Source organism: Phenylobacterium sp. SCN 70-31, assembly GCF_001724605.1.
GTDB lineage: Bacteria > Pseudomonadota > Alphaproteobacteria > Caulobacterales > Caulobacteraceae > Phenylobacterium.
Genome location: NZ_MEEX01000020.1, coordinates 18,406 through 37,408, shown reverse-complemented (window position 1 = coordinate 37,408; position 19,003 = coordinate 18,406). Strand labels below are relative to the sequence as shown.

The window sequence follows — 19,003 nt, the reverse complement described above, 5'->3', positions numbered from 1 at the left end:
TCCGCTAGCGACCCTCAAGCGACGTCGGCGGAGTCCGCTGCCGACCGGGCGGTGAAAGTCGGCGCCCGATGTTGTTGCGTAAGCGCTGAGACCTCACAGCGCCGCGGGCGATGAAGCCCACTACGCGCCACGAACGCCCGCACCGCGTCGGTGAACCGCTTCAGGTTCTCTTCGCCCTCGTAGACGCCGTGCGGGCCGGCGAAGTAGGCGGCGGTGAGCTGGCCGGGCGGCACGCCCACCTGGTCCAGGGTGTAGCGGCCGGCGTAGGCCGGGGTGGTCAGGTCGTAGTAGCCGGCGGCCCAGAAGAGCCGCAGCGCGGGGTCGGCCCGCATCGCCTGGGCTAGGCCCTCGAAGGGGTTCAGCCCGCGCTCGTGCGTCCAGGCCGCGTTCACCGCGAAGTTCACACCGTAATACGGCCCGACGCCGGGGTATTTCAGCACCTCGGTCAGGTAGCGGCCGACCACCGGGCTCTCCACCGGCCCGATGGCGGCCGGCGACGGCGGGGGGCCGGCGGGCGCGCCGGCCGCGCGGCGGGGCACGACGCCCAGGGCCGGGTCGTCGATGGCCCCGTCCTGCCCCGGCTCCAGCGGCGCGGTGATAGTCACGTCCAGCAGGCCGGTGCGCAGCCCCCGATCCTTCAGAACGTTGAACATCCAGTCGTTCTTCGAAAGACGCAGGTTCTTCTCTTCGATGAGGTCGGCCGGCAGGCCCACCAGGGCCGACATACGCTCGGCGACGCGCCGGCGCTCGGCCGGCGGCAGGCTGGAACCCTGGATCAGGGCGCTGACGTAATCGGTGCGGGCGAACCGGACGGCGTCGTCGAAGTGCCGGTCCACCGTTCGGCCGGCGCGGTCGATCTTCCCGTGACTCCAGGCGCCGGCGGCCATGGTGGGCAGGCTGACCACATGAGGCATCTCGCGACCGGGGCTCTCGGCCGCCATGGCGATCAGCAGCACGCCGTCGAAGCGCAGATCGGGGTTCGCGCGGACGACCTGGGCGGCCCGCGTCGTGCCGTAGCTCTCGCCGGCCAGGAAGCGCGGCGAGGCCTCGCGGCCGTTCGCCTTCAACCAGGCGCGGATCACCTGCGCCGCCGCGACGGCGTCGCCCGAGGTGCTGTAGAGCGCCTTGGTGTCGGCGCCCGGCAGGGTGCGCGAGAAGCCCGTGCCGACGGGGTCGATGAACACCAGGTCCACGGCGTCCAGAGGGCTGGCGGGATTGGGCGCCCAGCCGCCGCTGGCCCGATCTCCCGGCGCGGCCTTGGGCCGGATGTAAGGGCCCATGGCGCTCATGTGCAGCGGCGAGGACGAGGCGCCGGGGCCGCCGTTGAACAGGAACATGACGGGCCGCCTCGCCCGGTCCCTCACCCCGTCGCGGACGTAGGCGATGGTGGTGGCCAGGCCCACGGGCCGCCCCTCGGTATCGTTCACCACCACTTCGGCGACGGTGGCCGTGTAGCGCAGCGACTGGCCGCCGAAGACCCCCGCGTTCCGGGTCGCCGAAATCCGGGGAACCGGCGCCGCCGTGGCAGGCTCTGTGGCCGACGCCTCGACGGTCGCCGCGCCGGCGATCTCCGCCGGAAGCGACAGGACGGCCGCTAGGGCGACGAGGAACAGCGGGCGCTTCATCGGCGGGATGGCTCCGGAGACGGGTCTGACGCGGCAAGCCTAGCCACACGCGCGCGAATTATCCTTTCGTTGTTGTGCAGCCGTCCGACGCCGCCGCCCGCCCCGTCCGCCGAGCCCCTCCCCTGCCGCATGAGTTATGCTCACCCCGAAAAGCAAGCGCATAGGGGCGGCGCATTTTCCCTCGTCAGGGGTCGAGATCGCAAAGAAACTCCGCCCACGGCGCCTAAGCTATAGAGGCTGCAGCACTTCGGCCGCGCGCGCATTGGGACCGCTACTTGAACAACGTCCAACATCCCGGCGCAGCGGAAGCGCGGCGTCGCGCCGGAGCCGATACCCTGTTCGACGCGGCCAGCTATTCCGACTGGGTCCGGGGCGCCGTGCGCCTTCGCGAAGCGGACCCCGACACCGCCATCCTCTTCGAGAGCACCATTTCGGAACCCACCGCCGATCTGATGGAGGTCGTTCGAGACGCCTTTTCCCTTCGCGTGTCGCCGCGATACGTCAGCGTCTTCGCCGACGGCAACCGCTACGCCGTCGAGGCGCTGGCGCATCGCTACGGCCTGTCGCCCGACGGACTGATCACGACGACCGGCGCCACCAGCGCTCTGGCCCTGGCCCTGAAGGCGCTCGCGAGTGACGGCGGGCATGTGCTGGTGGAACAGCCGGGCTTCGATATCCTGACCCGCAGCGCGCGGGACGCCGGCGCACAGGTCGAAGGCTTCCGACGCGCTGCGCCCACCTTCGCCCTGGATCTCGACGACCTGGCCCGGCGACTGACCCCACAGACCCGCGCGGTGCTCGTCACCAACCTCCACAACCCCAGCGGCGTCCTGCTCAGCCCCGCGGAGATCGCCGGGGCGGCCCAGGTGGCGGGACGCGTCGGCGCGGCGCTGATCGTGGACGAGGTCTACGCCGACTTCGCGACCCGCCCCGCCGGGCAGGGCGCCAGCGTTCCGCCGCAGCCGGCCGCCCGGCTGGCCGACAACATCGTCACGGTCTCCAGCCTGACCAAGGTCTTCGGCCTGTTCGCGCTGAAGTTCGGCTGGCTGGCCGCCGCGCCCGCCCTGGTGGCGCGCATCCGGGAGGCGGCGCCCGACGGCGACATGGGGGTCTCGAAGCTGACCCACGCGCTGGCCGCCCACGTCCTCGAGGCGCGCGAGGTGTTCGAGGCCCACTGGAAGCGGTCACTGGCGCAGACCCGGCCGCTGGTGGCCCGCCATGCCCAGGCCATGGCCGAGGCCGGCCTCATCGAGGGCGAACTGCCTCCGTACGGCTGCATGTTCTTCCCACGCGTCACCGGCGTCGACGACACCCGGGCTCTCTCCCGGAAGCTCTACGAACACCACGGCGTGCTGGTGACGCCCGGCGAATACTTCGATGCGCCCGGCCATCTGCGCATCGGCTTCGGAGCCGACGCCGCCTCGGTGGCCAAGGGCCTGGAACGCCTCGAGACGGCCCTGCGCGCCGACCGCTAGCGCCGCCGGTACTGCCGGGCTCCGAACAGGATCGAGCGCTGATCGTCGGTAAGCCCGGCCAGCCCGCCCTCGATCGTCTCCTTGCGCAGCTCTTCGCGCCCCACATCCATGCCGCGTCGCACCGCCGGCCTGGCGCCGATCTCGTCGGACCAGCGGGCGAGATTGACCCATTCGGTCCGACGCGTGTCGGCCTGGCGCAGGGTGTACGGATAGGTGGCGATATCGGCGATAGTGTAGGCGTCGCCCGCCAGAAAACGGCTCTCGGCCAGTCGCTCGTCCAGCACCCGCAGCAGGCGGTCCACCTCGTTGGCGTAGCGGGCGATGGCGTAGGGGTGCTTCTCTTCGGCGTAGAAACTGAAGTGCGCGTTCTGGCCGAACATCGGGCCGACGCCCGACATCTGGAACATCAGCCACTGATGGCAGACGGCGCGCGCTCTCGGTTCCACGGGCAGGAACCGGCCGCGCGTCTCCGCCAGGTGCCAGAGGATCGCTCCGGACTCCCAGAGCACCAGTTCGCCGCCGGGCGCATCGGGATCGACGATGACCGGCATCTTGTTGTTGGGGTTCAGCGCCAGAAACCCAGGCTCGAACTGGTCGCCCGCCAGGATGTCCACGCCACGATAGGCGTAGGACAGTTCCAGCTCTTCGAGCAGGATCGCGACCTTGCGGCCGTTGGGCGTCGGCCCGCCGTAGAAGGTGATCACGGCGCGGCCTCCTGTTCGATCTCGCGGGCGAGATTGGCGCTGATGCGATCGAGCACCCGGAGCGTCGTGCGCAGGTCCTCCGGCGAAATCCCGGCCGAGGCGGCCTCGTTGATCCTCTGCGCCATCGGCACGAGATCCTCCTTCAGCCGCCGTCCGCGGGGCGTCAGGAAGATGTGCAGCTTGCGCCCGTCGGCGGGATCGCGCTCGCGGCGCACGAGGCCCGCACGGGCCATGGCGTTCAGGGTCGTGACCGCCGTGGGGGCCGTCACGTTGTTGAGCTGCGACAGCCGCGCCTGGGTGACGCCGCTTTCCTGCCAGAGCGCCCGCAGGAAGCCCCAGAAGCCGGACGACAGGCCATGCCGGGCCAGGCGGGCGTTCAGCAACCGGTCGAAGGCGCGGTGGCAGCGTCGCACCTGGAAACCCAGGCTTTCTTCGGAGGCGAGGTCCACGGCCGCCTCAGATCTTGAACGCTTCGAAGGTCTCGGGCGCGAACAGCTCCTCCACCTGCAGGCGGCGCTTCGACAGACCCTGCTCGTGGTGGTAGCGCAGGAAGGTGTCCAGCACCGCACGGTTCTCCTGCACGCCATAGGGCCACCAGTCGGCGCCCAGTTCGGTCACCGCCTCCTCCACCGCCGCGACCTGCCAGGGCAGCATGGAGATCATCGCCGAGGTGACCCGCAGGTTTTCGTAGGCGACCTTCTGGGCTTCGACGAAGGCCTTGTAGAGCGAGCGCGCGATCCAGCGGTTCTCGAGATAGACGTCCCGCCGCAGGGCGATGACGTGCATGATCGGGAACAGGCCCGTGCGCTGGTAGTAGGCCTTCTCCACGGGCACGAAATCCGGGAACAGGCGGCTCACGTCGTCGGGGCGCGAATAGAAGGTCGAAGGCGTCCGGGCGGTGTGCAGCGCGTCGATCTCGCCTTCGGCCAGCATGGCCGACAGGGTCTTGTCGGCCGGAATGGGGGTCACGCGGAACTGCGACGGCAGGTCCAGCTTCAGTTTCTCGTCGCGGCCGGGCTCCTCCTCGCCGCCCGTGAAGTACTCAACGCTGGCGGGATCGACACCGTACTCGTCGGCCAGGATGCCTCGGATCCAGACCGGCGCCGTCATCTGGTACTCGGGGACACCGATCCGCTTGCCGACCAGATCCTTCGGCTCGCGGATGCCGCTCTTCGCCGAGACGAAGATGCAGGAGTGGCGGAAGAACCGCGACGGGAACACCGGGATGGCGATGAACGCGGGATCGTCGCGCAGCAGCGAGACACAGTACGAAGAGAGCGACATCTCCGAGGCGTCGAACTCGCGGCCGCGCAGCATGCGGAAGAAGGTCTCCTCCACCTCCAGCGGCAGCAGGTTGAGGTCTATCCCTTCGGGACGGACCCGGCCGTCGGCCAGGGCGCGGGTGCGGTCGTAGTCCCAGCAGGCCAGGGTCAGGCGCAGTCGGCTCAAGGTTCGTCTCCCCCATGTGGCAGGAGGACGTCGCGGCCCTCCCGGCTCGATTCCAGAATGGCCAGGCAGGCGGCCAGGTTGGCCTGGCCCCACGCGCCGTCGTGGGTGGCCGGGCGGCCCTCGACCACCGCGGCCCAGACCTCGTCGACGACACCCTGGCGCGGCGCCTCGGCCGGCGGCAGGTCGATCACCTCGCGCGCGTCGCCGTAAACCTCGATCGCGGTGGCGGTGGGCCGCAGGTCGGCGCCCTCGCAACTCGCCAGCACGAAGCCGAAATGTTCGTGCCCCACCCGTTCGGGTTCCGCCGCAGCTCCCGAACCGTAGGCGCGCAGGCGCTTCAGCTCGGCCTCGTCACCGCTGCCGGTCAGGCGGCGGCGGGCGGCGCCATAGTCGTCGGGCGAGCGACGCTGGCCCAGCTCGCCCACCCAGCCCACGAGAGCGTCGGTGTCGAAGCGGCCATATCCGGAATAGACGAGGCTGGCCGAAACGCCGTTCGCAAAGGTCAGAAGGGCCTGGTAGGCGCCCTCGGCGCGGCGCTCGGGGTCCCAACCCAGGGCCTGGGCGCGCACCTTCGCCACCGGCGCGCCCGCCAGGCGGCGGGCCACGTCAACCTGGTGCGCCGCCTGGCTGAAGACCACGCCCCCGCCGGCCGCCGGATCCAGTTCCTCGGGCCGCCGGGGACGGTACATGAAGTCGGTGAAATTCATGAGGGTCAGCATCCGCAGCGCGCCGAAGCGGCCGGTCCGGATCAGCTCGGCGGCCCGGACGACGGGCGCGTCATAGCCGTGGCTGGGGCCGACCAGCAGGCGGACGCCCGCCTGGGCGGCGGCGGCGCGCATGGTGCGGCAGTCGGCCAGGGTCAGGGCCATGGGCTTCTCGACAAGCACGTGCTTGCCCGCCCGCGCGGCGGCGGTCGCATGGTCCACGTGCAGGCCGTGCGGCGAGGCGACGTAGACCACATCGACCTCGGGATCGGCGCACAGATCGGCCGCGGTCTCGTAGGCGCGTCCGGCGAACTCGGCCTCGAAGGCGGCGCGGGCCTCGGGCCGGGGATCGGCGGCGGCGACGAGGCGGACGCGCGGGTCCTTCAGGAACATCGGCCGGGTCAGCACGAATCCACGCGACAGGCCGATGACCCCGAAACGGAGGATGCGGTCGGTCATGCTGCTCCCGTCACGTGTCCGGGGCCGCACTGGACTCCGCGGCCTCCGGAAGGTAATTACTTCGATATCTAAGTCTTTTCAACGACGCCCCCAAGAGCGCCCGGAACCGCCCATGAGACCCGCCGACAACGACCTCCTGTGCCGCGTGGAAGGTGAGGCCCCGATGGGCCGGATCATGCGCCAGCACTGGCTTCCCGCCTGCATGTCCGAAGAAGTCGAGGCTGACGGCGCGCCGGTGAAGAGCCGCCTGCTGGGCGTCGACCTGGTGGTCTTCCGCGACACCCGCGGGCGCGTGGGCGTGCTGGACGAGAAGTGCCCCCACCGCGGCGCTTCGCTGGTCTTCGGCCGCAACGAGGACTGCGGCCTGCGCTGTCTCTATCACGGGTGGAAGTTCGCCACCGACGGCGAGATCGTGGACATGTCGTCCGAGCCACCCGACAGCCGCATGCGCAACCTGCGCGCCAGGGCCTATCCGACACACGAGGCGGGCGGCTTCGTCTGGGTGTGGATGGGCGAAGCGGACGCCGTCCGGCCGTTCGAGACGCCGGCCTGGGCGCCCGAGCCCGACACGAAGGTCTCGATCGTGAAGATGCATGCGGCCTGCAACTGGGCCCAGGTGCTGGAAGGCGCGATCGATTCCGCCCACTCTTCGAGCCTGCACTCCACCAATATGCCGACCGCGGAGGTCGAAGGCTCGACCGCCACCGAGACCGCGTGGCTCCGGCCGTCGAACGACAAGGCGCCGCGCCTCGAGGCCGAGGTCACCGACTACGGCTTCCACTATGCGGCGATCCGCCGGCCGATCGTGAATCCGGAGACGCACGTCTACATCCGCACCACGGTGTTCATCGCTCCGTTCACGGTGCTGATCCCGCCGAACGACAAATACAACCTGGCCCAGATGCTGGTGCCGATCGATGACGTGAACTGCATGTTCTACTGGGTGGCCTGGCATCCCACGAAGGGGATCAGCCAGGACAGCTGGCGGACGTTCTGCGCCGCGGTGCCCGGCGTCGACCTGAACGCCGACTGGACAAAGGTCCGCAACCTGGAGAACGGCTACCTTCAGGATCGCGAGGCCATGCGGGCCGGGGACTTCACCGGCATCCACGGCATCCCGGCGCAGGACATGGCGATGTGGGAGACCATGGGCCCGATCGCCGACCGCTCGGCGGACCACCTGGGTTCTTCCGACGTGGCCATCGTGCAGTTCCGACGCCAGATGGTCGCCGCCGCCAAGGCCGTCCAGAAGGGCGAACCGGCCATCGGAACGACGGCGTCGGTCCGCCAGGTGGACCTGGCCTCCTTCGAGGGGGTGGTGACGCGGGAATCGGACTGGCGCACCTTCACCACCCGGAACGCCCGCAGCCGGCAGGCGGCGGAGTAGTCCCCTCATCTCAGCGCGGCGATCCGCTTCGCCGCCGGCTTCAGCGCCAGCGCCATGAGCACGACGCCCGTGGTGACGGCGATGGCCGTGGTGAGCGCCAGCGACTTGCCGATTCCCTGCGGCCCGCCAAACAGGTTCTCGGTCATCCAGGCGGTCCATGTGGGCGCAAGGCCCAGGCCGACCATGTTGGCGATGGTGAGGTAGAGCGCGGCCACCTGGCCCCGCATGCGGTTCGGCGTCATCGACTGGACCGCGGCGGCCTGGAGCCCCCCGTAGACGCTGCCGAAGTACATGGCCACGATGAACAGCACCGCCGCCACGATCGGCGAGGGCGACAGGTAGGCCCCCACGAAGAGCGGAGCCTGGATGATCGCGCCCCACATGGAGACGCGAATCGGCGCGTCCAGCTTGCCCGAGCGTGAAATCCAGTCCGAGATCACGCCGCCCGAAAGGACTCCCAGGGTGCCGAAGACCCCCAGCGCCAGGGCGAAGATCACGCCCACCTCGGCCGGATCGTAGCCGTGGACCCGCATGAAATAGGCCGGTCCCCAGACGTTGAAGGCGTAGCCCCCGATCACCACCGCCGAAAAGCCCGCGAACACCGGGCCGTAGGCGCCCCGGTTCTCCCAGACATAGGCGATCACCTCGCGCACCGGCGGGGCGGCCGAGGCGGCCCCGGACTTTTCGAGGCGGCGCGGCGGCTCGCGCACGGTCAGCAGGACGAGGAGCGCCACGAGCAGGCCGGGGAAGCCCACGATGAAGAACGGGACCTTCCAGGCCTCGACCTGCCCGACCACCGGCAGCACCGGCGCGGCGGCGGCGGCCCACTGGACCACGACGCCCCCCACCAGCATGGCGAGGCCGCCGCCGAGGGTGACGCCGCAGTAGTAGACGCCCATCGCGAGGCCCAGCTTCTGGGGCGAGAAATAGTCGGGGATGATCGAGTAGGCCGCCGGCGAGAGCGTCGCCTCCCCCACCCCCACAGCCATACGTGCGGCGAACAGACGCCAGAAGCTGTTGGCGAGACCGCAGGCTACCGTCGCCAGGCTCCAGAGCGCGATGCCCAGGGCGATGAGGTTGCGGCGGCCGCGCGTGTCGACCCATCGCCCGAAGGGCAGGCCCAGCAAGGTGTAGAACGCCGCGAAGGCGAAGCCGATCAGGAGGCTTATCTGCGTCTCGGACAGGCCGAGGTCGGCGCGGATCGGGTCGATCACCAGGCTCAGGAGCACGCGGTCGATGAACGAGAACATGTAGGCCAGCATCAACACGCCGACCACATAGAAGCCGTACGCCTCGCTTGGGGCCCAGGGCGCATCGTCGGCTTCGGACTCCGCCGACGACTGTCCGGTCAAGGCCTCTTCGCTCATCGTGAACTCCCTCCCCCGCTCATATGATTAGATGTCGAAGTGATTTGCCGGCGCCTTCGGGCGAAGTGTCAACGCTTTTGACAAAGCCGGGGAACCGGCCCACTGAAACCGGAGGGACACCGTGGGGCGGGCGTAGGTGGCGTCAGAGGAAAATTCGAAGCCGCTCCTGCTCTCGCTGTTGCAGGCCTTCTACTGGTGCGACGAGAGCCTGCAGAACTACTTCCGGGCCCGGGGCTGGCCGAAGGTGACCCGCCCGCAGTCGATGGTGATGGCCCACATCGTCCTCGGCGTGAATCGTCCTTCCGAGATCGCGCGGAACATGGGCGTCAGCCGCCAGGCGATCCACGCCACAATCAACCAGATGATCGAACTGGGCATCGTATCGCTCGCGGACGATCCCACCAACCGACGGGTCAAGATCGTCACGCCGACCAACCTGGGCGAAACGATGCACATCGACGCCCAGCAGGCGATCCGCATGCAGACCGAGGAGCTGGCGCGCCGCCTCGGAGAGGACGACCTGCGCCAGATGTCGCGCGTCCTGGGGCGGGACTGGGGCCCACCGCTGCTGTTCGATCCGCCGCTGTCGGGCTCGGACGCCTGACACCGCATCTCGGACGGCGGGAGCGGGACGGACAAAAATTTGGCCGCGGACCGACAAAAATTATCGGGGTGACTCGGGCGCGAGCCGCGCCTTCTCCTTTCCCACCCGCCAACGATACGGCCGCCGGGCCGACACACAGCGAAGGACGAACACATGCCCGAACTCCGCCAGGTTCCCCGCTCCGAAGTGACCGCAGAGGTGATCCACCGTTATTATGACCGCCTGTTCGGAGAGGGCCGCGATCCGGTGGCGAACCCGGGCACGGCGACCGGAACCCCCGGCGACTGGTGGACCATCTTCGCCCTCTGTCCCGACATCTTCCAGCATGCCGTCGACGGCTTCGCGGTCTATCGCCATCCCGACCGCAAGATCGACCCGGTGCTGCGCGAACTGGGCCAGACCCGCGCCGGCTGGGTGAAGGGCAGCCAGTTCGTCTTCTCCCAGCACTGCAAGTCGCTGCGGGGCCTGGGGGTCTCGGAGGAGAAGATCGCCGCGGTGCCGCACTGGACGGTCTCGGACGTGTTCGACGACAAGGAACGCGCGGTGCTGGCCTACGCCGACTGCCTGACCGCGGGCGACGGCCGCACGCCGTCGGCGGTGTTCGACAAGCTGAAGACCTTCTGGAGCGACGAGGAGATCTTCGAGTTCACCTACATCACCACGCTGTACGCCATGCACGCCGTGATCACGCGGGCGCTGCGCATGGAGTACGACAACCGCGAGGAGCCGATCGTCGAGATCGCCGCGCCCGAGAGTTTCAACGCCGGCGACTTCCTGGGCGGCGCTCGCCGCAGCTGATAGTCACATCGTCAACAAAGTTGACGCTTAGAACCCTAACAACGTAAGTTTTCCGCAAGGGAGGATCGCAATGGCGAAGACCAACAGCGAGTTCGAGATCCGCGGCGTGAACCATCTGGCCCTGGTCTGCAAGGACATGGCCGAGACGGTGAAGTTCTACCGCGACATCCTGGGGATGCCCCTGACCAAGACCATCGACCTGCCCCGCGACCTGGGGCAGCACTTCTTCTTCGACATCGGCAACGGCGACAGCCTGGCGTTCTTCTGGTTCAAGCACGCGCCGCCGGCCCAACCGGGTCACGCCGCGCCCAGCGCGCTCCCGACCCAGGGCGACTTCATGAGCGCGCATGGGTCGATGAACCACATCGCCTTCGACGTGCCCGCCGAGAAGTTCGACGACTACGTGCGGAAGTTGCAGGACAAGGGGATCACCGTCTCTCCCATCCTCAACCACGACAATTCCCCGAGCGGCTCGAGCGCCGAGGTGACCGACGACGTCTTCGTGCGCTCGGTCTACTTCTTCGATCCCGACGGCGTGTGCCTGGAGTTCGCCTCCTGGGTGGGCAAGCCGTTCGACGACGACGACGTGGCCCATGCGCCGATGAAGGCCGACGGCGTGCGGGACGAAAGCGTGATCACCCCGCTGGCCAAGCGCCGCAAACTGCAGCCCGCTGAATAGAGCGGACGACCGACAGGGAGGACTTGAGGATGGATGACGCCGCGATGCGCGCGTTCGCCAAGCGCTTCTTCGACGCCATCGAGCAGGGCGACGTCGAGACCGTGGGCGACAGCTACACGCCCGATGTCGAGATCTGGCACAACTTCGACGACGCCATCCAGACGCGCGACGAGAACCTGGCCACGCTGAAGGGCATGGTCGGGCGCATCGACGAGCGGGTCTACGACGAGCGGCGGGTCGAGGTGTTCCCGGGCGGCTTCGTGCAGCAGCACGTGCTGCGCGGCGTCCGCAAGGACGGAAAGCGCGTGAGCCTGCCCGCCGCCATCATCTGTCGCCTGCGCGACGGCAGGATCGCGCGGCTGGACGAATACCTGGACAGCGCCCACGTGGCGGTCTTCCGCCAGACGTTCTGACGCCCCGGATGGGGGGGAAGGACGACATCCTGGACTGGCTGCGCGCGGCCGGACTGGCGAGGGCCGACGAGACGCCGGTCCTGACGCCGCTGTCCGGCGGCGTGTCCAGCGACGTGTTCCGGGCCGACCTGGCGAGCGGCCCGATCTGCGTGAAGCGCGCCCTGGAACAGCTCAAGGTCGCCGCCGACTGGCAGGCCCCGGTCGAGCGCTCGGCCTATGAGGCGGCCTATCTGCGCGCGGCCGCCGACCTGGGCGGGCCTGTCCTGCCTCGCGTCCTGGCCGAGGACGCCGACCGCCACCTGTTCGCCATGACGTGGTTCGAGCCGGCCGATCACCCGGTGTGGAAGGCCGAGCTGGCGGCCGGCCGTGTCGATCCCACCTTTGCCCGGACACTTGGCGCCGGCCTGGCCCGCGTGCATTCGCGGACCGCCCGCGATGCGGCGATCGCGGCCGCGTTCGACACGACGCCGCTGTTCGACGCCCTGCGTCTGGCTCCTTATCTCGAGCACACGGCGCAGGCCCATCCCGACATCGCCCCGCGCCTCCGGAACCTGGCCGAGACCACGCGGTCGCACCGGCTGGCCCTGGTCCACGGCGACGTCAGCCCCAAGAATATCCTGGTCGGCCCGACCGGCCCGGTGTTGCTGGACGCCGAATGCGCCTGGTACGGCGATCCGGCCTTCGACATCGCCTTCTGCGCCAACCACCTCCTGTTGAAGGCGGTGTGGAAGCCCGCGCACGCCGCCGCCTTCGCCGAGGCCTTCGGCGCCCTGCTCGACGGCTATCTCGCCGGCGTCGACTGGGAGGCGCCCGGCGATCTGGAAGCCCGGGCCGCGCCCCTTCTCGCCGGCCTGCTGCTGGCCAGGGTCGACGGCAAGTCGCCGGTGGAATACCTGACGGACCCGCGGGACAAGGCGACGGTCCGTGAGGCCGCCGTCGCGGTCCTCACGCGCGACACCGGGCGGTTCGCCGATGTGCGGAACGCCCTGCATCAACACCTGGGAGCCCGATGAAGCATACGATCACCCACGTCCGCGGCCGGCAGATCTGGGACAGCAGAGGGCGCCCGACCGTCGAGGCCGACGTCACGCTGGCCGGTGGGGCGCGGGGCCGGGCGATGGCGCCGGCCGGCGCGTCCCGCGGGGCCCACGAGGCGCTGGACCTGCGCGACGGCGGCGAACGGTTCGGCGGCTTCGGCGTGGACCGCGCCGTGGCGGCGGTGAACGGCGAGATCGCCCGCACGCTCACGGGCCGTGACGTGCGCGATCAGGCCGGGCTCGACTCTGCGCTCGAGACCCTGGACGGGACGCCGGGCTTCGCGCGCCTGGGCGCCAACGCCGCGGTCGCCGTGTCCCTGGCCGCGCTGCACGCCGCGGCGGCAGCCGAGGGGCTGCCGCTGTGGCGCTACCTGGCCGGCGACGCGCGGGTGCGTATTCCCCTCCCCGAGGTGCAGATCTTCGGCGGCGGCGCCCATGCCGGACGCCGGACGGACGTTCAGGACTTCATGGTCATGTGCCCCCGCGCCGCGACCGTGCGGCAGGCCTTCGAGATCACGGCCGACGTCTATCGCGCCGCCGGCGCCCTGATGGAGGAGAGCGGGCGACTGGCCGGTGTCGCCGACGAAGGCGGATGGTGGCCCCTCTTCGCCTCGAACGAGGAGGCCCTCGAAACCCTGGCCCGCGCCATCGACCGCAGCGGCTGGCGCGCCGGCCACGACGTCTTCATTTCGCTGGACGTCGCCGCCAACGAACTGGGCCACGGCGACGGCTACCGCCTGCCCCTGGACGGCGCCGAACTCTCCACCACCCAGATGGTCGATCGCGTGGCCGGTTGGGCGGCGCGCTATCCGATCCTGTCCATCGAGGACCCGGTGAGTCAGGACGATGTGGCGGGCATGGCCGACGCCACTGCGCGGTTCGGGCAGCGTGTGCAGGTGATCGGCGACGACTTCCTGGTCACCAATGCGGAGCGTGTCCGCAAGGCGGCCGCGGCCGGCGCCTGCAATGCGGTGCTGGTGAAGGTGAACCAGGCCGGCACGGTGTCGCGCGCCAAGGCCGCGCTCGAAGCCGCCCGCGCCCTCGGCTGGAGCGCCATCGTCTCGGCGCGCTCGGGCGAAACCGAGGACGTCAGCATCGCCCACCTCTCCACCGGCTGGGACGCCGGCCAGCTCAAGGTCGGCTCGTTCACCCGCTCGGAGCGGATGGCGAAGTGGAACGAACTGCTCCGGATCGAAGAGGAGATGGGCGCCGACGCGGTCTTCGCGGGCGCGGGCGCCCTGCCCGCCTCGGTCGCCGAGACGCTGGCGTGAAGGCCGTCCTGCAATACCGCGCCAGTCCCGGCTTCGTCGCCGACCTGAAGACGCGCGCCTTCACCGACGGCTTCGACTGGGCCGCCGTGGACGAAGCCGACGAGGCCGCCTTCGCCTGCGAGATCGCCGACGCCGAGGTGCTGCTGCACGTTCTGAAGCCCGTGACGGCCGCGATGATGGACCAGGCGCCGGGCCTGCGGCTGATCCAGAAGCTGGGCGTGGGCGTGAACACCATCGACCTGGAGGCCGCGAAGGCGCGCGGAATCGCCGTGGCCAACATGCCGGGGACGAACAGCCAGGCGGTGGCCGAGATGACGCTGGCGCTGATGTTCGCCGCGCTGCGCCGCCTCACCTATTTCGACCCGCTGGTGCGCGCCGGAGACGGCTGGCGACCGGATCTGGGCGTGATCGACAGCGTCGGCGAGGTCGCCGGCCGCACCGTGGGCTTCCTCGGCTATGGCGGCGTGCCGACACGGCTGGCGCCGGTGCTGAAGGCCCTGGGCGCGGACGTCGTCTACACCGCCCGCAGCCCCAAGCCCGACGCGGTCGGGCGCGCTGTCGATTTCGAGACACTGCTCGCTGAGGCTGACATCCTGTCGCTGCACGCGCCGCTCACCGACCAGACCCGGCGTATCCTGGACGCCGGAGCCCTGGCGCGCATGAAGCCCGGCGCCATCCTGATCAACACCGCGCGCGGGGAACTGGTCGACGAGGCCGCGCTGGCCGAAGCCCTGGCCGCCGGCCGGCTGGCGGCCGCCGGGCTCGACGTCTTCGAGACCGAGCCGGTCGACCCGAGCGCGCCGCTCTTCGCCCTTCCCAATGTCGTCCTGGCGCCTCACGCCGCCTGGCTGACGCCCGAGACGCTGGGGCGCAGCCTGGACGTGGCCTTCGACAATTGCCGCCGCCTGCGGGCCGGCGATCCTCTGGTCAATCGGGTGGTCTGATGACCGTCGTCCTCGTCACAGGCCAGCTCATGACCCACGCCGCGTGGGGGGACTCCGCCGAGGCCCTGAAGACCCGTCACGACGTCGTCCTGGCGGACCATATACAGGACGACACCATAGCCGGCATGGCGCAGCGGCTGCTGGCGACCGCCCCCGACCGGTTCGACCTGGCGGGTCAGGCGATGGGCGGCTTCGTCGCCTTCGAGGTCCTGCGCCAGGCGCCCGAGCGGGTGCGCCGTCTCGCCCTCCTCTCGACCCTCGCGCCCAACGACGGCCCGGCGCAGACCGAACGTCGCATGGGCTATATCCGGCTGGTGGAGGCCGGGAAGTTCGCCGAGGTGGCCGAGGAGCGCATTCCCATCCTGGTCCATCCCGCACGCCGGGAGGACGCCCCCCTGCTGGACATCGTGCGGGGTATGGCAGGAGACACCGGAGCCGAGACCTTCCTGCGGCAGCAGCGGGCGATCATGAGCCGGGCCGACAGCCGCCCTGGCCTGGGACAGATCGCCTGCCCCACCCTGGTCATCTGGGGCCGCCAGGACGGCATCACCACCGAAGCGCATCAGGCCGAGATCGTCGCCGGCGTTCCCGGCGCGCGGCTTGAAGTGATCGAGGACTGCGGCCACCTGACGACACTTGAGAAGCCGGCGACCACCGCCCGCCTTCTTGCGACGTGGTTCGGCGCCGCCTGACCGGGGTCGGTCACAGCCTCACGTTGCGGCGGGGCGGTTTGGATGCGAAGGAACCGTCATGAGCAAGGAGTCGACGGCGGATCTCTACGCCGACCCCAACAACAGCATCGGCTACCTGACCCGGATCGCGTTCCGGAACTTCTCCCGGGCGCTGGAGCGCAGGACCGCGCCCCACGGGGTCACGGCCGGACAGTGGCGGTTCCTGCGCGTACTGTGGCGCGAGGAGGGCCTGACCCAGCGCGAGCTTTCCCGGCGCGTGGGCATGCGCGAGCCGACCACCGTCACCGCGCTGAAGAGCCTGGAGCGGAGCGGGTTCGTCGTGCGCCGTCAGAGCGCCGAAGACCGGCGGAAGACCCACGTCTACCTGACACCCGAGGCCCGCGCCCTGCGCGAGACCCTGGCGCCCTGTATCGCCGAGGTGAACGAGATCGCCCTCGCCGGCCTGACCGAAGACGAGGTCCTGACGCTGCGGCGATTGCTGCAGCACGTGGGTCGCAACCTGGCCCCCGAGGTGGACGACGTGTCGTCGGACGCGCCTGTCTGACCCTGGGTTCCGACCCGGCGCCCCAATCCAGCGCCCGATCCGACGTCAGGCCTTCTCGGATTCGGGGAGGCGATAGTCCGCCATGCGCTGGCGCAGCAGCTTCTTGTCGATCTTGCCCGTGGCGCCCAGGGGAATGTCGTCCACGAAGACGACGTCGTCGGGCGTCCACCAGCGGGCGATCTTGCCGTCCAGGAAGGCCAGGAAGTCTTCGCGGGTCGCGTCCTGGCCGGGCTTGAGCTTGACCAGCAGGACCGGCCGCTCGTCCCACTTGGGGTGGGCCACCCCGATCACCGCGCAGAGTTCGGCCGCCGGATGCCCCACGGCGAGGTTCTCGACCTCGATGGAGCTGATCCACTCGCCCCCCGACTTGATGACGTCCTTGGCGCGGTCGGTGATCTGCATGTAGCCGTGCGGGTCGATGGTCGAGACGTCGCCGGTGTCGAAGAAGCCCTCGGCGTCCAGCACCGCGCCGCCCTCTCCGCGGAAATAGCCCGAGGCGATGGTCGGCCCCTTCACCATCAGTCGCCCGAAGGTCTTGCCGTCGTGCGGCAGCGTGCGGCCCGCGTCGTCCGCCAGCTTCAGATCGACGCCGCAGATCAGCCGCCCCTGCTTGAGCTTGTAGGCGAGCTGCGTCTCGTCGCTCAGCGCCGCCACCCGGGCGTCGGGGATCGAGACCGTGGCCAGGGGCGAGGTCTCGGTCATCCCCCAGCCCTGGATCACGTCCACGCCGTAGTCGTCGCGGAACGTGCGGATCATGCTTTCGGGCACGGCCGACCCGCCGATCGTCACCCGCTGAAGCGTCGAGAGCTTCCCGCCCGTCTCCTTGAGATGGGTCAACAGCATCTGCCAGACCGTGGGCACCGCGGCCGAATAGGTGACGCCTTCGGTCTCGATCAGCTCGTGCACCGAGGCGCCGTCCATCCTCTGGCCCGGCAGCACCAGCTTCGCGCCCACCGCGGGCGCCGAATAGACCACGCCCCAGGCGTTGGCGTGATACATCGGCGTAACCAGCAGCACGGTGTCGCGAGCCGAAAGCGCCAGGGCGTCGGCCTGGAGCGTCATAAGACAGTGCAGGTAGTTCGAGCGGTGGCCGTAGAGCACGCCCTTCGGATTGCCGGTGGTGCCCGAGGTGTAGCAGAGGCCGGCGGCGGTGCGCTCGTCGAACCCGCCCCAGGCGCACTCGGCCGGCTGCCCCGCGATCCAGGCGTCGAAATCCTCGTCGAACCAGATCACCCGCTCCACCGTCGGGCATTGCGGCAGGAGTTGCTCGATCAGCGGCCGGCACGCGGGATCGGCCAGGATCAGCCGGTCCTCGGCGTGGTTGATGATGTAGGCGATCTGTTCCGGGAACAGGCGCGGGTTCAGCGTATGAAGCACCGCGCCGATACCGACGGCGCCGTACCACGCCTCGAAATGCCGGTAGCCGTTCCAGCCCATCGTGGCCACGCGGTCGCCCATGCCGACGCCCAGCGCCCTGAGCGCGTTCGACACCTGCTTCGCACGGAGGTGGGCGGCGGCGTAGGTGGTGCGGTTCATCCGCCCTTCGGCGTCGCGGCTGACGATCTCGCGGTCGCCGTGCCAGCGGGCGGCGTGGTCGATGATGCGGTCCAGAGTGAGCGGAATGTCCTGCATCAGGCCTTGCATCATCACCTCCCACGGCTATTGCTTAGATACCGAACTATAGGATCAGGGGAAGCGCCGATGGAAGGCTTGAGCGATCTGTTGTCGAAGGTGGACACCCAGTTTCTTGGCTTCCCGTCACCGACGGCGCCACGCATCCAGGCCGGCGGCCATCCGTGCCAGGGCATATACTGGACGCCGAAGGGCCAGAAGCCCAAGGCCGCCTTCATCGCCACCCACTACAACGTCGACTTCTCCGAACACTACATCGCCCCCTACCTCGCCACCCGGGGCTTCGGCTTCCTGGGGTGGAACACCCGTTATCGCGGCTTCGAGGATCAGTTCCTGCTGGAGCACGCGATCCTCGACATCGGCGTCGGCATGCGCTGGCTGCGCGAGGTCGCCGGCGTGGAGACGGTCATCATCCTTGGCAATTCGGGGGGCGGCTCCCTGATGGGCGCCTATCAGGGCGAGGCCATCCGGCCGACGCTGGCGGGGGCGCTCACCGGCGCGGCGCGCGAGGCGTACGAGACCCTGCCCAAGGCCGAATTGTACGTGTCGCTCAATGCGCACCAAGGCCGGCCCGAGGTGCTGACCGACTGGATGGACGCCTCGGTGATCGACGAATTCGACCCGATCCCGACCGATCCCGAACTGGATCCCTTCAGCGAGGCCAACAAGCCGCCCTATACGCCCGAGTTCATCGCGCGCTACCGCGCCGCGCAGAAGGCCCGCAACCAGCGGATCACCGACTGGGCCAAGGCCGAGCTCAAGCGTCTCAACGAGGCCGGCATTCCCGACCGCGTCTTCCCCCTGTTCCGCTGCTGGGGCGACCTGCGGATGATGGATGGGACCATCGACCCGTCCGACCGCGCGACGCCGATGTGCTACCGCGGACATCCGGCGGTGGCCAACAAGACGCCATCCATCGGACGGGCCAACAACATCAAGACATGGCTTTCGATGTGGAGCCTGGAGACCTCGAAGTGCCAGGGCAAGCCGCACCTGGAGAAGTTCAGCGAACCCGCACTGGTGGTCCAGGGGACGGCCGACACCGGCGTGTTCCCCCAGGACGCCCGCGACATCTACAGCTTCCTGGGCTCGAAGGACAAAACCCTCGAACTGATCCCAGGCGCCCACTACTTCGAGGACAGCCCGGAGGTGCGAAACGCGGCCGCCACGCTGATCTGCGACTGGGCGAAAGTCCGGATCTGAGCCCCCGCCGAGGGGC

The 19,003-nt window shown here is 69.7% G+C and carries 19 protein-coding genes; 12 read left to right on the top strand and 7 right to left on the bottom strand.

Annotated features, from left to right (window positions below):
* Positions 1-14: 14 nt before the first annotated feature.
* Complete coding sequence (locus ABS78_RS15210; RefSeq protein ID WP_293380972.1) at positions 15-1,625, bottom strand: hypothetical protein; 1,611 nt, start codon at positions 1,623-1,625, stop codon at positions 15-17.
* Between the two features lie 275 nt (positions 1,626-1,900).
* On the opposite strand from ABS78_RS15210, the gene ABS78_RS15205 reads away from it, so the two are divergent.
* Positions 1,901-3,100, top strand: a complete 1,200-nt coding sequence (locus tag ABS78_RS15205) for a pyridoxal phosphate-dependent aminotransferase (RefSeq protein WP_293380969.1) — start codon at positions 1,901-1,903, stop codon at positions 3,098-3,100.
* On the opposite strand, the gene ABS78_RS15200 is transcribed toward ABS78_RS15205, so the two are convergent.
* The 4 genes from ABS78_RS15200 to ABS78_RS15185 are packed head-to-tail and all read right to left on the bottom strand — an operon-like array spanning position 3,097 to position 6,416.
* Positions 3,097-3,804, bottom strand: coding sequence for a glutathione S-transferase N-terminal domain-containing protein (locus tag ABS78_RS15200; protein ID WP_293380966.1), 708 nt, complete (start codon positions 3,802-3,804; stop codon positions 3,097-3,099). The two genes, ABS78_RS15205 and ABS78_RS15200, sit on opposite strands and share 4 nt — an antisense overlap.
* Positions 3,801-4,253: a MarR family transcriptional regulator gene (locus tag ABS78_RS15195; RefSeq protein ID WP_293380963.1), complete on the bottom strand. Its 453-nt coding sequence runs from the start codon at positions 4,251-4,253 to the stop codon at positions 3,801-3,803. The genes ABS78_RS15200 and ABS78_RS15195 overlap by 4 nt, the downstream gene beginning before the upstream one ends.
* A 7-nt stretch (positions 4,254-4,260) precedes the next feature.
* On the bottom strand, positions 4,261-5,253 hold the full coding sequence (locus tag ABS78_RS15190) for an ABC transporter substrate-binding protein (protein ID WP_293380960.1): 993 nt from the start codon (positions 5,251-5,253) through the stop codon (positions 4,261-4,263).
* Positions 5,250-6,416: a Gfo/Idh/MocA family oxidoreductase gene (locus tag ABS78_RS15185; protein ID WP_293380957.1), complete on the bottom strand. Its 1,167-nt coding sequence runs from the start codon at positions 6,414-6,416 to the stop codon at positions 5,250-5,252. The genes ABS78_RS15190 and ABS78_RS15185 overlap by 4 nt, the downstream gene beginning before the upstream one ends.
* A 112-nt stretch (positions 6,417-6,528) precedes the next feature.
* Between ABS78_RS15185 and ABS78_RS15180 the strand changes: the two genes are divergently transcribed.
* Positions 6,529-7,803 carry a Rieske 2Fe-2S domain-containing protein gene (locus tag ABS78_RS15180; protein ID WP_293380954.1) on the top strand — a complete coding sequence of 425 codons (1,275 nt, stop codon included), beginning with the start codon at positions 6,529-6,531 and terminating at the stop codon, positions 7,801-7,803.
* 5 nt (positions 7,804-7,808) lie between these two features.
* Here ABS78_RS15180 and ABS78_RS15175 read toward each other — a convergent pair whose 3' ends face one another.
* On the bottom strand, positions 7,809-9,170 hold the full coding sequence (locus ABS78_RS15175; RefSeq protein WP_293380951.1) for an MFS transporter: 1,362 nt from the start codon (positions 9,168-9,170) through the stop codon (positions 7,809-7,811).
* Between the two features lie 136 nt (positions 9,171-9,306).
* Here ABS78_RS15175 and ABS78_RS15170 point away from each other — a divergent pair, with 136 nt between their 5' ends.
* The 9 genes from ABS78_RS15170 to ABS78_RS15130 all read left to right on the top strand — a co-directional run bounded on the left by ABS78_RS15170 (position 9,307) and on the right by ABS78_RS15130 (position 16,152).
* The gene (locus ABS78_RS15170) at positions 9,307-9,774 is read left to right on the top strand and encodes a MarR family winged helix-turn-helix transcriptional regulator (protein ID WP_293380948.1); all 468 of its coding nucleotides are present in this window, start codon (positions 9,307-9,309) and stop codon (positions 9,772-9,774) included.
* A gap of 153 nt (positions 9,775-9,927) precedes the next feature.
* The gene (locus tag ABS78_RS15165; protein ID WP_293380945.1) at positions 9,928-10,572 is read left to right on the top strand and encodes a carboxymuconolactone decarboxylase family protein; all 645 of its coding nucleotides are present in this window, start codon (positions 9,928-9,930) and stop codon (positions 10,570-10,572) included.
* 70 nt (positions 10,573-10,642) lie between these two features.
* The gene (locus tag ABS78_RS15160; RefSeq protein ID WP_293380942.1) at positions 10,643-11,251 is read left to right on the top strand and encodes a VOC family protein; all 609 of its coding nucleotides are present in this window, start codon (positions 10,643-10,645) and stop codon (positions 11,249-11,251) included.
* 29 nt (positions 11,252-11,280) lie between these two features.
* Positions 11,281-11,664: a nuclear transport factor 2 family protein gene (locus ABS78_RS15155; protein ID WP_293380940.1), complete on the top strand. Its 384-nt coding sequence runs from the start codon at positions 11,281-11,283 to the stop codon at positions 11,662-11,664.
* A gap of 8 nt (positions 11,665-11,672) precedes the next feature.
* The gene (locus ABS78_RS15150; protein ID WP_293380937.1) at positions 11,673-12,677 is read left to right on the top strand and encodes an aminoglycoside phosphotransferase family protein; all 1,005 of its coding nucleotides are present in this window, start codon (positions 11,673-11,675) and stop codon (positions 12,675-12,677) included.
* Positions 12,674-13,972, top strand: coding sequence for a phosphopyruvate hydratase (gene eno, locus ABS78_RS15145; RefSeq protein ID WP_293380934.1), 1,299 nt, complete (start codon positions 12,674-12,676; stop codon positions 13,970-13,972). Before ABS78_RS15150 ends, eno begins: the two co-directional genes overlap by 4 nt.
* Positions 13,969-14,916, top strand: coding sequence for an NAD(P)-dependent oxidoreductase (locus tag ABS78_RS15140; RefSeq protein ID WP_293380931.1), 948 nt, complete (start codon positions 13,969-13,971; stop codon positions 14,914-14,916). The genes eno and ABS78_RS15140 overlap by 4 nt, the downstream gene beginning before the upstream one ends.
* A complete protein-coding gene (locus ABS78_RS15135) occupies positions 14,916-15,608 on the top strand; it encodes an alpha/beta fold hydrolase (RefSeq protein ID WP_293380928.1) in 693 nt (230 codons plus the stop codon). The genes ABS78_RS15140 and ABS78_RS15135 overlap by 1 nt, the downstream gene beginning before the upstream one ends.
* Before the next feature lie 58 nt (positions 15,609-15,666).
* Entirely contained in the window at positions 15,667-16,152 is a 486-nt protein-coding gene (locus tag ABS78_RS15130) for a MarR family transcriptional regulator (RefSeq protein ID WP_293380925.1), read from the top strand.
* Between the two features lie 45 nt (positions 16,153-16,197).
* On the opposite strand, the gene ABS78_RS15125 is transcribed toward ABS78_RS15130, so the two are convergent.
* Positions 16,198-17,796: a long-chain-fatty-acid--CoA ligase gene (locus ABS78_RS15125; protein WP_293380922.1), complete on the bottom strand. Its 1,599-nt coding sequence runs from the start codon at positions 17,794-17,796 to the stop codon at positions 16,198-16,200.
* Positions 17,797-17,862: 66 nt separating this feature from the next.
* Here ABS78_RS15125 and ABS78_RS15120 point away from each other — a divergent pair, with 66 nt between their 5' ends.
* Entirely contained in the window at positions 17,863-18,987 is a 1,125-nt protein-coding gene (locus ABS78_RS15120) for a hypothetical protein (RefSeq protein ID WP_293380919.1), read from the top strand.
* Positions 18,988-19,003: the final 16 nt, after the last annotated feature.

Excerpts from the sequence above, each read along its gene's own strand:
- ABS78_RS15165 (WP_293380945.1), top strand. The coding sequence starts at position 9,928 with ATGCCCGAACTCCGCCAGGTTCCCCGCTCCGAAGTGACCGCAGAGGTG.
- ABS78_RS15160 (WP_293380942.1), top strand. The coding sequence starts at position 10,643 with ATGGCGAAGACCAACAGCGAGTTCGAGATCCGCGGCGTGAACCATCTG.
- ABS78_RS15185 (WP_293380957.1), bottom strand. The coding sequence starts at position 6,416 with ATGACCGACCGCATCCTCCGTTTCGGGGTCATCGGCCTGTCGCGTGGA.
- ABS78_RS15150 (WP_293380937.1), top strand. The coding sequence starts at position 11,673 with ATGGGGGGGAAGGACGACATCCTGGACTGGCTGCGCGCGGCCGGACTG.
- ABS78_RS15130 (WP_293380925.1), top strand. The coding sequence starts at position 15,667 with ATGAGCAAGGAGTCGACGGCGGATCTCTACGCCGACCCCAACAACAGC.
- ABS78_RS15135 (WP_293380928.1), top strand. The coding sequence starts at position 14,916 with ATGACCGTCGTCCTCGTCACAGGCCAGCTCATGACCCACGCCGCGTGG.
- ABS78_RS15175 (WP_293380951.1), bottom strand. The coding sequence starts at position 9,170 with ATGAGCGAAGAGGCCTTGACCGGACAGTCGTCGGCGGAGTCCGAAGCC.
- ABS78_RS15125 (WP_293380922.1), bottom strand. The coding sequence starts at position 17,796 with ATGCAAGGCCTGATGCAGGACATTCCGCTCACTCTGGACCGCATCATC.
- ABS78_RS15155 (WP_293380940.1), top strand. The coding sequence starts at position 11,281 with ATGGATGACGCCGCGATGCGCGCGTTCGCCAAGCGCTTCTTCGACGCC.
- eno (WP_293380934.1), top strand. The coding sequence starts at position 12,674 with ATGAAGCATACGATCACCCACGTCCGCGGCCGGCAGATCTGGGACAGC.
- ABS78_RS15180 (WP_293380954.1), top strand. The coding sequence starts at position 6,529 with ATGAGACCCGCCGACAACGACCTCCTGTGCCGCGTGGAAGGTGAGGCC.
- ABS78_RS15210 (WP_293380972.1), bottom strand. The coding sequence starts at position 1,625 with ATGAAGCGCCCGCTGTTCCTCGTCGCCCTAGCGGCCGTCCTGTCGCTT.